General features: G+C 65.6%; 8 protein-coding genes. 1 reads left to right on the top strand and 7 read right to left on the bottom strand.

Features of this window, described 5'->3' with window-relative positions:
• Positions 1 to 129 precede the first annotated feature (129 nt).
• Positions 130 to 1,101, top strand: coding sequence for a hypothetical protein (locus JLZ96_RS14640; RefSeq protein ID WP_201010444.1), 972 nt, complete (start codon positions 130 to 132; stop codon positions 1,099 to 1,101).
• Between the two features lie 163 nt (positions 1,102 to 1,264).
• Here JLZ96_RS14640 and JLZ96_RS14635 read toward each other — a convergent pair whose 3' ends face one another.
• The 7 genes from JLZ96_RS14635 to JLZ96_RS14605 form a co-directional block, all read right to left on the bottom strand.
• Positions 1,265 to 2,809, bottom strand: a complete 1,545-nt coding sequence (locus tag JLZ96_RS14635; RefSeq protein ID WP_094716760.1) for an acyl-CoA carboxylase subunit beta — start codon at positions 2,807 to 2,809, stop codon at positions 1,265 to 1,267.
• Positions 2,810 to 2,812: 3 nt separating this feature from the next.
• Positions 2,813 to 7,852, bottom strand: coding sequence for a polyketide synthase Pks13 (gene pks13 / locus JLZ96_RS14630; RefSeq protein ID WP_201010443.1), 5,040 nt, complete (start codon positions 7,850 to 7,852; stop codon positions 2,813 to 2,815).
• 42 nt (positions 7,853 to 7,894) lie between these two features.
• Positions 7,895 to 9,793, bottom strand: a complete 1,899-nt coding sequence (gene fadD32, locus JLZ96_RS14625) for a long-chain-fatty-acid--AMP ligase FadD32 (RefSeq protein ID WP_032382997.1) — start codon at positions 9,791 to 9,793, stop codon at positions 7,895 to 7,897.
• A gap of 179 nt (positions 9,794 to 9,972) precedes the next feature.
• A complete protein-coding gene (locus JLZ96_RS14620) occupies positions 9,973 to 10,971 on the bottom strand; it encodes an LLM class F420-dependent oxidoreductase (RefSeq protein ID WP_027494807.1) in 999 nt (332 codons plus the stop codon).
• A 288-nt stretch (positions 10,972 to 11,259) separates the two neighbouring features.
• Entirely contained in the window at positions 11,260 to 12,213 is a 954-nt protein-coding gene (locus JLZ96_RS14615; RefSeq protein WP_201010442.1) for a cutinase family protein, read from the bottom strand.
• A 9-nt stretch (positions 12,214 to 12,222) separates the two neighbouring features.
• Positions 12,223 to 12,774 carry a DUF732 domain-containing protein gene (locus JLZ96_RS14610; protein ID WP_032374174.1) on the bottom strand — a complete coding sequence of 184 codons (552 nt, stop codon included), beginning with the start codon at positions 12,772 to 12,774 and terminating at the stop codon, positions 12,223 to 12,225.
• A gap of 83 nt (positions 12,775 to 12,857) precedes the next feature.
• Positions 12,858 to 14,759 carry an alpha/beta hydrolase-fold protein gene (locus JLZ96_RS14605; protein WP_201010441.1) on the bottom strand — a complete coding sequence of 634 codons (1,902 nt, stop codon included), beginning with the start codon at positions 14,757 to 14,759 and terminating at the stop codon, positions 12,858 to 12,860.
• Between the last annotated feature and the right edge of the window lie 80 nt (positions 14,760 to 14,839).

Below are 14,839 nucleotides of genomic sequence, written 5' to 3'. Positions count from 1 at the left end.
CCGACAGTTTTCGGTGGACAAGACACGCCCTCGAGACATTTGTGCACAACCTCGTCGACCATCCACAGGGAACCCCTGAACGGCCGTTTTCGACGTCGAAGTGTCAGTGTCGCGCTCGACAGTCGAGGCATGAAACGGGGAGTTTGGGCCACAGACCTATCAATGCTCGAGGACGTCGCCGATCACGGCGTCGTGACAAGGGCACAGCTTCGCTCGGCCGGTGTCGCGGACGGGACGGTAGCCGGCCGATGCGCAGCCGGCGGACCCTGGCAGCACTTGCTGCCAGGGGTGGTGCTGCTGCACAACGGCTTCCCATCTCACCGACAGCGAATGGCTGCTGCCCTGGCGTACGGCGGTCCACACAGCATCCTCACTGGGAACGCGGCATTGAGTGTGCATGGCTTGGGGCCGAATCCACCGTCGAATGAAGTTCACATTCTCGTCCCGAACGAGATGCAGCGAGCATCCGTCAAATTCGTCCGATCCGAACGCACCTGGCGCATGCCCGAAGCCGTGTTCGACCACGGTCCGCGCTGCGCTCCGGTATCCCGGAGTGTCGTCGACGCGACCCGCGCACTACGCGGACGATCTCAGTGCACGGCTCTGATTGCGGAGATCATCAGACGGGGTGCGGCATCACTCGAAGAGCTGGCAATCGAATTGGCGGAGGGGCCGAGACGCTACAGCGCATCGACACGGTTGGCGATCAGGGATCTGGAAGGAAACGCTCACTCCGTCGCCGAGGCGGACGCTCAACGGCTCTACCGATCGAGCGGACTCCCACCAATGATTCACAATGCCCGGCTGTTCACCTCGGACGGTACATTCCTCGGTAGCCCCGACGGCTTCCTCGACACAGTCTGCTTCGGGTGGGAGATCGACTCCCTCGCTCATCACCTCTCGCCGATCGATCATGCGAACACGATGGCTCGCCGAGCTCTCCTGCAACGCCACGGCGCGATCGTGGTGTCACATCTGCCGCAGGACATCCGGGACGACCCCCAGCGCGTGCTCGCGGATCTTCGGGCCGGCTATCAACAGGCTCTGGCGCGGCCCCGTCCGAACCTCGTTCTTCGACAGAGCGCGACGTCGACCGGATGAATGTCTCTTGCAAGCACTCCAACTGCAACAAAGCCACATTCATTCGCTTCTGGCTCGGGGAGACAGACGAATGAATGCGGCTTTGTTGCAGTCAGAGCGACTGAAACCCACATTGATCCCAAAAGGGAGCGAAGCGACCCCGACGCAGGACCGGCGCGCTTGGCTAGATCGGGAGCAAAGAGTGCTTACGCGGACTCTTGTGCACTTCCTTGTCTTTCAGGATGTGCAGGGCCTTGCGAATTTCGAGGCGCGTCTGCGAGGGCTCGATGACGGCGTCGATGTAGCCACGCTCGGCGGCGATCCACGGCGTTGCGACATGCTCGTTGTAGAAGTTGATGAGCTGTTTGCGCAGCGCCGGAGCATTTTCGCCTGCCTCGGCGAGTTGCTTGCGACTCATGATATTGATGGCGCCTTCGGCACCCATGACGGCGATGCGGGCAGTGGGCCAGGCGAGGTTGATATCGGATCCGAGCTGCTTCGAGCCCATCACCGCGTATCCGCCGCCGTACGACTTACGAATGACGACAGTCAGTTTCGGCACCGTCGCTTCGACGAACGAGAAGATGAAGCGGCCACCGCGATGGATGACGCCGAGGGTTTCCTGGTCAACGCCGGGCAGGAAGCCGGGTGTGTCGACGAGGAAGATGATCGGAATGTTGTAGGCATCGCTGAGGCGGATGAACCGCGCACATTTGTCCGCTGCCTTGGCGTCGAGTGCCCCGGACAGGTGCATCGGCTGATTGGCGACGATTCCCACCGGCCGACCGTCGACGCGGGCGAAGCCGGTGATGACGTTCTGTGCAGTCTGGGCGGCGAGCTCGTGGAACTCGCCGTCGTCGAAGATGCGCAGGATGATGTCGTGCATGTCGTAACCGGCGTTGTCGGCGTCGGGCATGAACGAGTCGAGCGTGCGATCGGATTCGGTGATCTCCGGCTCGAGTCCCGGGTTGATCACCGGTGCCTCTTCCTGGCAGCTCGACGGCAGGTAGCTCAGGTAGTTCCGAATCCAGTCGAATGCGGCCTTCTCGTCGGCAGCGACGTGGTGCACGTTGCCGTTGATGGCCTGGACGCGGGCACTGCCGAGTTCGTCGAGGCTGACGTCCTCGCCGGTGACGGACTTGATGACGTCCGGCCCGGTGACGAACATGTACGCCTCTTCGGTGGCGACGACGATGTCGGTGTTGATCGGTGCGTACACCGCGCCACCGGCGCATTTACCGAGGATCAGCGAGATCTGCGGGCACAGGCCGGAGAGCGCCTCGTGGCGTCGACCCAGTTCGGCGTACCACGCGAGGGAGGTGACGGCGTCCTGCACGCGAGCTCCACCGGAGTCGTTGATGCCGACGACCGGGCAGCCCATCTTGATCGCGAAGTCCATGATGCCGGCGACCTTGCGGCCGAACATCTCGCCGACGGTTCCGCCGAACACTGTCTGATCGTGCGAGAACACTGCGATCGGACGGCCGTCGACGGTTCCGTGCCCGGTGACGACGCCGTCGCTGTAGAGCGCACCCGGATCGTTCGGGGCCTTCACCAGCGCGCCGATCTCGACGAAACTGCCGGGGTCGAGCAGCGAGTTCACGCGATCTCGGGCGCTGGGTATGCCCTTCTTTGCGCGCTTGGCGATGCCGATCTCGCCGGCCGGTTCCTTGGCCAGTTCCAGCCTCGCCCGTAGCTCGGCCAGCTTCTCCGCAGTGGTGCCACTCAAAATCTACGCTCCGGTTCTTGCAGACTCGATGTTCTCGAGCGTCTTCGACAGATGGGCCGCAATTTTTCCAATGTACGGCTCGTCGACGACCGCGAGGTGGTCGCCTCCGACGTAGACGATCTCGAGGTCCTTGACCACCGGTCCCCAACCACCGTGCTCTTCGCGGGTGGCGTATGCGGGCTCGAGGGCGATCGCGTCGTCGTGGTACTTGTCGGCGAGGTACAGCGTGACGTGCCCGCCGTACTCCTTGAGCTCGGCTGTCTGGATAGCCCGATTGTCGAGCCACGACGTCCGCTGATGCTCGATGATGCCGCCGGGAATCTTTGCTCCACTGAGCTTGACGAGATCGGTGATGATCCGGATCTGGCCCTCGTCGTCGGAGTCGACCAACTTGTCGTACGGGATCGGGTAGTCGACGTTGTACGTCTTCTTCGCGAACGCCGCGTACCGCTCCCACCGCTTGCGGACTTCGTCCTTGGTGTCGGGGATCTTGGTGCCGGGCATGACCGTATCGAGCAGCCCCACGTAGGCGACCTCGATGCCTTCCTCTTCCATCTGACGCGCCACCTCGTAGGCGAGGATGCCGCCGAGCGACCATCCGACGAACACGTACGGTCCCTCGGGCTGGATCGCCTTGATCAACGGCACGTACTCCGCGGCGCGCTTGGCAATGGGTCCTTCGACGCGCTCGAGGCCGTACATGGGCGTGCCTGCCGGCAACTTCCGCAGCAACGGCTCGTAGGCGACGGTGGAGCTACCGGCCGAGTGGAACGCGAATACCGGTGTGGCCGTGGAGCCCTCGGGACGGGCCCGAAGATTGCGCACGACACCGTCGATCTCGCCGTCCTCGAGGTGCGGGCGTACCTTGTCGGCGAGCTGCTCGATGGTCTCCGAGTCCAGTACGTCGTCGAAGGTGATCTCGCCGCCGGCCCGCTCGGTCAGGCGAGCGGCCAACTTCTCGGCCGTCTCGTCGTCGAGGATCGGCAGGGTGTTGAAGATGCCCTTGGCCGATTCCTTCGTCACCACTGCCCACGTCGCGAACGTCATCCGCTCGGCGTTGTCACGTGGGGGCACATCGGATCCGGCGGCCTCGGCGAACGCTTCCTTGCCGCCCAGGTCGGTCTGCGCTGCGACCACCGGTGCGGGTTGGTATTCCGCACTCGGCACCGCGGTCTCCGGTGCGGCGACGGCCGTCTCCAGGGCTGCGTCGCGTGCAGTCGCGCCACTCTCGGCAGCCTGCTCGGCAGCCTTTTCGGCGGCCTGCTTGTCTGCCAGCGCCTGCACCTCGTCGCGGTTCTCGATCGCGTAGCGCAGGTACTTCTCCACCTCACGCAGGTTCGCATCACGCACGGCCTGCAATTGCACTGTGGGGATGTCGAATTCGTACTCGACGCGGTTCTTGATCCGAACGGCGCTGAGCGAATCGAGCCCCAGTTCGATCAGAGGCACCTCGGGAGGCAGGTCCTCGGGTGCGTAGCCCATCGACTCGGCGACAATGATCGCCAACCGATCTTCGAGCTTCTGATTGCCGTTGGGATCCCAGCGGTCGCCGAACGTCTCGACGACCTCGGGCAGCTCTTCCATCGGCGATGACGAGCGTTGTTCAACGGCCACAACGGGTTCCGGCCGAGCGTCACCCGAGGTGACGACAGCCTCGTGCAGCAGGGTGAACGCCGAGCCCTCGTGTGCATGGACCTGGACCGACGCCCCACCGAGGTGCGAGGTCAATGTGGTGACGACCGTGCCGCCCGCGGGCACCGATGCATGCGAGACCGAAGCACCCAGAGCCACATCGGAGAACACCTGCGAGGCAGCGGCGGTGACCAACGCATCGAATCCCGAGACGGCCGAGGCCTGAACTTCCCAGACGTGGCGGCCGTCGGGCAACGCCACCCGGGCACCGGGAACGCGAGAGTTACCACTGGAGCTGACCTGCGAGTTGAGCCAGAACTCCTTGCGCAAGTACGCAGTTCGCGGGATTGCAGCGTACGGACCCGACTCGAACAGCGTCGCCAGTTCCAGCGCATGACCGTGCACGTACAGCTGCGCCAGCGCGGCGAGGAACGTGTCGGCCTCGTCTTCCTTGCGCTTGAGCGTCGGAATCAACGTGGCGTCGGCCAGGCCGGCAGCCCACGCGGTAGCGGCAACCGACATCAGCGCGACGGGGTTCGGGGCGAGCTCCACGAACGTCGTGTGCCCGTCTCCCACAGCAACATTGACGGCCTGGGTGAACCAGACCGGGTGACGCATTCCCTTGGTCCAGTAGTCGACGCCGTGAATCGCCGCATGTCCGACGCGGTAGTGCGCCTCACGATCGACCGAGGAGTAGACCCCGGCGGTGAGCTTGCTCGGTTCGATTCCGGCGAGCTCGGCGGCGAGCTCACCGAGCAGTACGTCGACTGCTGCGGTGTGTCCTGCTCCCTTGACGTCGAGCAGACGGGCCATTTTGCCTGCGGCTTCGGCCTTTTCGACGAGGGCTTCGACCTCGGCGCGGGGTCCGCCGACCGTGGTGTGCGTGGGCGCGGCGTACACGCAGGGCTCCACGTTCGGGAACTGATCGGTGAGGGTCTTGACCTCGTCGGGGGTGTACTCCACCAGCGCCATGGCACCCTGCGAGGCGGCACCGAGGCCGTCCTGGCCCTCGGCCAGCAGCCGCGAGCGGGCGTAGATGATGCGGACGGCGTCTTCGAGATTGAGGCCTCCGGCAACGTACGCGGCGGCGACCTCACCCATCGAGTGGCCGATCACGGCCGACGGCTCGGCACCGTGTGCGCGAAGCGTTGCGGCCAAGGCGATCTGGATGACGAAGATGGCGACCTGGGAGTTCTCGAACTCGTAGGTCTGCGAGTCGTCGAGGATGATCTCGCGGATGGAGTAGCCGGCTTCGTCGACGAGCAGCTCGTCCACCTTGTCCACCTCGGCGGCGAACACGGCGTTGGTTCGGTACAGCCGCGATGCCATCTTGCGGTGCTGCGAGCCGAATCCGGAGAACACCCACACTGCGCCGTTGGACGCGGGCGAGTCCGCGGAGAACACGCCCGGTCCGGGCTTGCCCGCCGCGATGGCGCGCAATCCGGCGATGGCCTCGGCCGTGGTGGACGCGAGAACCACTGCGCGCGAACGCCCGTGGTTCCTGCGGGCCAACGTGCGGCCGACATCGACGAGAGGCGTCGTACTGCCCTCTTCGGTCTCGAGCCAGTCGGCCAGTTCCGACGCCGCGCGCTTACGACGCGACGGCAACGCCGCAGACACTGCGAGAATCACTGTGTCCGGAGCACTGTCGGACTCCGCCAGGATGGTCTCGGCCTCGGCGACCGGGCTGGTCGTCTCGGCGTCGAGCTGCTCCTCGTAGACGCCCTCCACCACCGCGGCCTCGGGATCCACGGCAGCGGGGTCGAATTCGGCCGAGGTCTCACCCGGTACGTACTCTCGTACGACGACGTGGGCGTTGGTGCCGCCGAAGCCGAAACCGGAGATGCCGGCGACGGCCTTGCCGGTGTACCGCGGCCAGTCGGTGGCCTCCGGGATCACCTTCAGGTGCGCCTTGTCGAAGTCGATGTACGGGTTGGGGCCCACGTAGTTCAGTGACGCCGGGAGTTTGTTCTCCTGCATCGCCAGCACGACTTTGATCAAACCTGCTGCGCCTGCGGCAGATTCGAGGTGTCCGAAGTTGGTCTTCGCCGAGCCGAGCAGTGCCGGCTTGTCCGCGTCGCGGCCACGACCGACCACGCGGCCGAGCGCGTCGGCCTCGATGGGGTCACCCAGAATGGTTCCGGTGCCGTGCGCTTCGATGTAGTCCACGCCCGACGGGTTGATGCCGGCGTCGCGGTACGCGAATCGCAGTGCGTCGGCCTGCGCGTCGGGGTTCGGCGCGAGGAGTCCGTTGGAGCGGCCGTCCTGGTTGATGGCGGATCCGGCGATGACGGCGAGCACCTGATCGCCGTCTCGCTCGGCGTCCTCGAGTCGCTTGAGCACGACGAGTCCGCCGCCCTCGGAGCGAATCATGCCGTTTGCGTCGGAGGAGAAGGCCTTGATCCGGCCGTCGGGAGCGAGGACGCCGGTCTGACCGAAGCCGACGGTGATCGGCGGGGCGAGCAGCATGTTGACCCCGCCTGCGACGGCGAGATCGGATTCGCCGGTGCGCAGGCTGCGCACTGCCTGGTGGACGGCCACGAGGGACGACGAGCAGGCAGTGTCGACGGCGATCGACGGCCCGCGGAAGTCGTAGAAGTACGACACGCGGTTGGCGACGATGGCGGTGGAGGTGCCGGTCAGTGCGTAGGGGTGCACGGCCGGGTCGCTGACGGCGATGAGCTGGTAGTCGTTGGAGGAGCTACCGATGAAGACGCCGACCTGGCTGCCCTTGACCGAGCTGGCCGGGATGTGTGCGTGCTCGAGCGCTTCCCAGGTCAGTTCCAGCGCGAGGCGCTGCTGCGGGTCGACGTTGACGACCTCGTTGGGCGACATCGCGAAGAACTCGGCGTCGAAGGTCTTGACGTCGTCGAGGTAGCCACCCTTGGTGACCGTCGCGTCGACGGCTGCGGCGATGACGGGATCGGAGGTGAATTCCTTCCACCGGCCCTCGGGCAGGTCGGTGATGCCGTCGCGGCCCTCGATGAGCAGCGACCACATCTCCTCGGGGGTGTGACCGGTGCCGGGGAAGCGCGACGACAGTCCGACGATCGCGATGTCGTGGGCGTCGCCCGACTGCACGCCGCTGGTGTAGAACGCGTCGTCGACGGTACCCACCGGCTCGTCGGGTTCGCCGTCGATGATGATCTTGGCCAGAGACGCGATGGTGGGGTGCTGGTAGACGACGGTCGCGGTCAGCGTGACCCCCACCAGCTCCTCGATCTCACCGCTCAGTGCGACGGCATCGCGAGAGGACAGACCGAATTCCTCCATCGGACGGTCGTCGGAGATGGCCGACGCGGGTTGACCCGTCGCGTCCGCAACCCAGTTGCGTAGCCAATCCCGCAGTTGGGCGACCGTGAGGTCCGTCCCGTCGGCACTCTGAATCTTGTCTGTCTCTTGTTCAGCCATTACTCACCAAACTATGTATCGAAGGAACGGGAGGCCCAGAGATCAGTCGGGTAGTTCGGCGTCCGGGAATGCCGTCTGCTGGTAACCGCCGCGCAGGGTGCCCTCGATGTAGGCGGCCTTGCACGCGCGTCGGGCGATCTTGCCGCTCGACGTACGCGGGATGGAACCGGCCGGGACGAGCAGGACGTCGCGGACCGTGACGCCGTGCCGCGCCGAGACTGCGGTGCGCACCTCGTCGGCGATCGGAGCCGGGTCTGCCTTGCCCGAGCCGGGAGCGCGCTCGGCAACGATGACAAGCTGCTCGGAGCTGTCGTCCGAATCCTTGGTCAACGCGGCACCACTGAACTCGAACACGACGTCGGGCAGCTGGTTGAGCGGCACCGCGAACGCCGCCACGAAGCCCGGCCGCAGAGCCTTGCTTGCTTCCTGCGCCGAGAACTCGATGTCCTGGGGGTAGTGATTGCGGCCGTCGACGATGACGAGATCCTTCACGCGGCCGGTGATGTAGAGCTCGCCGTCGTGATAGACGCCGAAGTCTCCGGTGCGCATCCAGTTGGCGCCCTCGGGGGCCCCGGTGGCGTGCGAACCGTCGGCGACGCGGTGGACGAGCTTGTTGTGGAAGGTTTCGCTGGTCTCGGTCTCGCGACCCCAGTAGCCCTTGCCGATGTTCTCGCCGTGCAGCCAGATCTCGCCGACGTGTTCGTCGGGCACCTCGGTGGCGGTTTCGGAGTCGACGATCGCGGCCCACTGACTCCGGGCGACGGTTCCGGTCGATACCTGCGGGATGGCTCCGGGAGCGTCGGGTGCGACGACGACGAAGTTGCCTGCGTTCAGCTCGACACGGTCGACGTAGACGACCTTGGCCTCGTCGGCGTGCTTGCTCGTCGAGACGAACAGCGTCGCCTCGGCCATGCCGTACGACGGCTTGATCGCGGACTTCGGCAGACCGTACGGCCCGAAGGCCTCGTTGAACTTCTTCATCGACGACGTGGTGACGGGCTCGCTGCCGTTGATCAGGCCGATGACGTTCGACAGGTCGAGACTTTCACCGTTCTTGGGCAGTCCGCGCTGGGCGGCGTGCTCGAACGCGAAGTTCGGTGCCGCGGCGAACGTGCCTGCTCCGTCGGAGACAGCGGCGAGTTCCTTGATCCAGCGCCACGGCCGCTGCACGAACGCGCGCGGGCTCATGATCGTGATGTATTTGCCACCGAGGGCCGGGAGGATGACGGTGAGCAGACCCATGTCGTGGAACATCGGCAGCCAGGTGACGCCGCGCGAGTCGTAGTTGATCTCCATGCTGTCGACCATCTGCAGCGCGTTGACGCCGACCGCGCGGTGCGTGATCTCGACGCCGGCCGGGGTCCGCGTCGAACCGGACGTGTACTGCAGGTAGGCGATGTCGTCCAACCCTGCATTGGGCTCGACCCACGTCTCGCCGACGCTGTCGGGAACGGCGTCGACGGCGATGATGCGGGGCCGCTCGGCAGCGGGGAGCGCGCGGAAGAACGCCCGAACGCCCGCCGCCGAGTTGCTGGCGGTGAGGATCGCGCTGGGCTTGCAGTCGCCGAGGACGGCATGCAGGCGGTCGGTGTGGCCGGGCTCGTCGGGATCGAACAACGGCACCGCGATGGTGCCCGCGTAGATCGCACCGAAGAACGCGATGACGTACTCGAGGCCCTGGGGAGCGAGGATCGCCACGCGGTCACCGGGCTCGGTGACCTGCTGCAGACGGGCGGCGACAGCGCGCAGCCGCTTGCCGAACTGTGACCAGGTCAACTCGTGCGCTTCACCGTCCCGTTCCCGGGAGTAGTCCATGAACCGGTACGCGAGCGTGTCGGCGTTCTCTTCGACATTCGCCTCGACGTGGCGGACGAGTGTCTGCCCTTCACCGATGGTGATGTGGCCGTTCTCATCGATGAAATCATCGAACGTGTGGCTCATTTGCTTCAATCTCCTCCGACACGAATCGCTGCCACACATCGTGCGTGACCTGGCCTTGCACTGACGACGTTCATCGATGCAGACACCGAACAGCGTTTTATGTTACTAAGTGGTAACTCCAGCGGTGGCGGTTTCGGTCGACCTCGAGGCCGACTCCATGCTACCGACACGCGCCTGCGTCACTCGCCTTTCAGCAAGTCGACAACCGGAGCGAATGCTTCCATTTGTGTGGGGAAAACCCCGACATAGGACATCGTCGTCCGCGCGCGAACGTTACGGATCTGATCGGCGATTTCCTCGTACGTTCCGAAGGCGAGGTACGGCGACGACAGAATGTCCTCGACCGTGAGCTTGACGTCGACGTCCACGTTGGGCGGATAACCGTTGTCCAGCGCGGCCAACGCCATCTCGGCCATCTGCTCGCGATCGTCGGTGACCACGATGGTGGTGATCGCCCAGTTCAGCTCGATGTCGTCGAACCGATCCCCTGCGGCAGCCCGGATGAGCTCGACGCGCTCGAGAGTCTTCTCGATCGTCATGCCCGACAGCAGCAACTTGCCTTCCTTCGAGGTGCTCGGCACCACGGAGATGATGTCGGCGTGCTTGGCCGCCAGCGCGAGCATCTTGGGGCCGCCGCCGCCGATGCAGATCGGCGGACGCGGTCCCTGACGCGGACGAGGGCTGCCTTTGAGACCGGTGATCGTGTAGTGCTTGCCCTCGTAGTTGCATTCCTGGCCGCGCAGCAACACGTCGAGAATGTCGAGGGTCTCCGCGAGCTTCTCGATGCGGACGCCGGGACGGTCGTAGGTGATGCCGGCCTTGTCGTATTCCTCGCGCATCCAGCCCGCGCCGAGTCCGAGTTCGAGCCGTCCGCCGGAGAGCACATCGATGGTCGCCGCGTCCTTGGCGAGCACCGCGGGATGGCGGAAGCCGTTGGCGAGCACCGCCGTGCCGAGCCGAATCTTGTCGGTGGCGACGGCGAGAGCTCCGAGCGCCGCGATCGGCCCGACCTGATTACCGAGATGATCGGGGATCATGAAGCTGTCGTAACCCAGTTCCTCGGCCTGCTGAGCCAGCTTGATGAACTTCCGAGCCCCGCCCTCCTCCGCGTTTCCCTCTCCGCCTGCAGCGAAGCGGAATTTGCGCGGCCCGGGGGTCGCGGCCTCGGCGGAACTCATCTATTGCTCTCCTCTGGGGTCTGGAGCGGCCGGCACCTGGGGTCTGAGGTGGTCGGCACCGGGGTCTGGGCACACCGTGCGGGGCAGTCGGCCGGGGCCGATCCGCGCAGGTCCAAGGCGTCACTCTAGCCGCTCGCGGGAGCGGATCCCACCGACTGGGGGTCGCAGACCACAGGTTTGTGCCCTGCACCAGTTGGCGACACGCCGCGTTGTGACCTGTCCGTTATCCATGACACCGGTCACTGCGCTACCCACGACCCCGATCACGCCGTCGTCCACACGACCCGATCACGAGTGCGGAGGCGTCGGCGCATTCTCGATCAGATCGGCCGCCCACGCCGCCGTCCACTGGGTGGCCGTCGTGCCGGAACCGTCGACGACGAAACTGTTGTACGACGCGTGCACCGGATTGCCCGCCGCCCCGATCAGAATTTGGATGCTCTGCGGAATGTTGCGCAGCGACAGTCCATCCGACGGGGACGCACAGATCAGGTCGCCGGGTGCACAGATCTGATTGGTCCGGTCGTCGAGCGCGCCGAATCCGCCGTCCCGACGCCCCGTCATGGTGATGCCGGGGAGGTCGAGTCCCCCGAGGGCGACCTCGGCTCCGACACCGTCGAGCGGTCCCGGCACGTCGGTACCCGACACTCCGTCGCGGCGGCCGTCGGCGATGAGGGTGACGCCGAGGACACGATCGGCGGAGATGGGTCCGTTACCCGCGCCGATGTCGGCCGCGATGTCGCCGGAGATGACTGCTCCCTGAGAGAAGCCGGCCATGACGAAGTTGGTCAGTGGGCACCGCGCTGCGACGTCCGACATCTTCTGCACCGCAACGTTTTTGCCCTCGGTACGGCTGTTGTTGTACGATTGTTGGCCGTCCGGCGGCAGCGCGATGGGGTTCGAGAACTGTGCGACGTAGGGAACCGTGTAGATGTCCGCGCGAGATCCGGGGAACTGCTCCTGCAGCGGCCGAGTGACGTTGAGCATCAGCGACACCGGATTGGCGGTCGGGTTGTACGGGTCATCGGTCGACGACGACTCCCACGTACCCGGGATAGCAATGACCTGGACGTCCGGGCAGTCCGCCGGTTGCGAGGTCGGCTGCTCGGGCCCCGGCGGCGGTACCGGTCCCGGTCCGGGTCCGAGACGCCCGGCGAGGAGGTACCACAGGGCCACGATGACGAGTCCGATGATCACCGCGAAGGCGATCACCGGTAGAACTCTGCGTTTACGTTTGGCCATCAGCGCGAACTACGGCGTGCAGTACGTCGCCTGCGCGGCGGCGATGTAGGTCTGGGCTGCCTGCTGGGCCTGCGTCTCGTTCATCTGCGTTCCGGCTGCACTGGCCTCGACGCCGACGTTCGCGGTGACGTAGGTCGTGATTTCGTCGGCTGCGACGCCCTGCGCCTGCGCGGCACAGATGTAGTTGGCCGTCGACACCGCGATGTCGCCGTTGCCCGCCGGGGTGACGCCCTTGCTCTTCAGCTCGTCGAGGAAACGCTGGCCACGGTTGTCGATCTGGCTCTCCGTCGGCCCCGGGAAGTCGTCCGGCACGGCCTGGGGTTGCTCCGGCGGTGCCGTCGCAGCCTCGCCCGGACTGGTGGTCGGAGCGACAGTAGTGGTGGTGCTCTCGGCCGCCGACGTCGACGAACTCGCCTCGGTCGTCGTCGCAGCTGCCGTGGTGGTGCTGGTCGGCGCGCCGGTGGCCGTCGAGTCGTCACTTCCACACGCCACCAGCATCGAGCTCGCCGCCACGGCGAGCACGCCGAGTGACAGAGTTCTGGCCAGAGAGTTACGCGTCATCGATCGAAATCCTTCGGTCGTCGGGTCGCAGGCGAGAGTACAGCCACGCTCTGAGAGAACTCTGAAGCCGTGACTGCCTCCGGTCACGGAGCGATCGTGGCCTTGCCGTCCTTGACGGTGATGATGCCGAACTGGAAGTTCTGTTGCTTACCGCCACCGTCGATGTCGAACTGATCGCTGGTGGGGTAGCCGAGGCGGCCACCTTCGTAGCCCACCGATCCCCAGGCGTCGAAGATCGGGCCGTACGGCATGGACCAGGCTCCGCTGACCGGGCTCCAGTAGATGTTGCCGGTCTCGAACTGATTGAACCGTCCGCCGTCCCGGATGGGGCCGATCTCGTTGGACTTGGGGAACCCGAGAGGTCCACTCTCCCAACCCAATTCACCGTACTTACCGAGAATCATGCCCTGCACAGAATGCACGCCCGCGTCGGGAGAGGTGTAGATCGCGCCGATCTCGAAGCCCTGCACCGAGCCGGGCTTGTTGGGTGTTGCCACCTCGTCGAGCACCGGGTATCCCAGAGGACCGCCCTCGTACCCCTGGGCTGCCCACTCGTCGAGCACGGCACCCTTGACCATATGGGCTCCGGTCTGCGGCGTGAAGTAGACCATGCCGTTCTGGAAGGCGTTGAAGCGGCCGCGGCCGTCGGGAGTGGCGATCTCGCCGGTCTTCGGGAAGCCGAGCGCACCCTCGGGGCCCTTGTTGCCCTGGTAGATTCCGCCGATAGCGCCGGCAACCACCTGCGCCCCGGTGTCGGGAGTGAAGAAGACCCGACCGAACGTGAAGTCCTGAGCTCGTCCGCCTGCAACGTTGTACTCCGCGGTGAGGCAGGGACCCAGCCACGAATTCGCGCCGCTCGCATTGCCGATCATGCCCGCAACACTGCAGGCGGGCTTGTCGACCTCGACACCGAGTGCCGTGGCGAGCTGTGGCCACAGCTGATGCAACTCGAACTGCCAGTACGGCCACGAGTGCGTGCCCGACGGGCGGTAGTTGACCTGCGCGGGGATTCCGAGCTGGTTGAGCTTGGTGGCGAAGGTCTGCGAGGTGAGTCGCGAGAGGATCTCGAGTCCCATACCCGCGTAGTTGGTGCTGACGCCCGGAATCGGCGACGGCTGATCATACGGACCGGTCGAGCCGTTGCCACTCGAGATGTAGAGGCTGACGCCCTTGAGCTTGTCGGCCAGCAGGTACGGATCGTGCTGAGCCCACAGCGAGTTGGACGGTGCGCCCCACATGGCCTTGGAGTTGTAGCCGCCGGCGTCGGTCATCGCGTACTGGATGGCCTGCGGCATGCCGAGCGAGGTGGTGGTCAGGATGCCCGACAGCGAACCGGCGAACTTGAAGAAGCCGGGGTTGCGGGCCGCGAGGAACATTGCCGACGTGCCACCCATCGACAACCCGACGACGCCGCGGTTGTCGGTGCTGCGCCAGTCCTTGGCCAGGATGGGCGGCAGCTCCTTGGTCAGGAACGTCTCCCACTGGTAGTTCTTGCCGTTGTCCTGATCGACCCAGTCGGAGTAGAAGCTGGACTGTCCGCCGATCGGCAGCACGACGTTGACGTTCTTGTCGGCGAAGTAGGCCTCGGCGTCTGTCTCGGCCGTCCAGCCGTTCTCCTGGTCGGTCGCCCGGAGTCCGTCCAACATGTATACCTGCGGGAACGTGGCCTGCGGGTTGATGTTCCAGTCACGCGCGAGCAGCAGCTGCACCTGGATGGGCGTTCCCATCGACGGCGACTGGATCCACAGCGCGACGCGGCGATCGGAGAGCCAGTCCACCGAGGTGACGGTCGCACCACCGGTCTGGGTGTAGGCGGGGCCGGTCTGCGCCATCGGGGCGGCATGAGCAACCGGGGCTGCAGTGGCCAACGTCGTCGTCGCGAAGGGAATCATCAGCGCGGAGGCGACAGTCACTGCTGCTGCCGCTCGCCGAGCCCGTGTGCCGGCCGATGGGGTACGACCGAACCGAACAAGCCCAGTGCGCATGATGGTGACTCTCTTTCCTGTGACGACCGAAGGTCTCGTCTCGAGACATGCTTCGTATGTCTTTCTACACGTGCCCGATG

The sequence above is a fragment of the Rhodococcus sp. NKCM2511 genome (genome assembly GCF_014905595.1).
Lineage (GTDB): Bacteria > Actinomycetota > Actinomycetes > Mycobacteriales > Mycobacteriaceae > Rhodococcoides > Rhodococcoides fascians.
The sequence above is the reverse complement of the archived record's forward strand: the minus strand, read 5'-3'. Positions and strand labels throughout refer to the sequence as shown.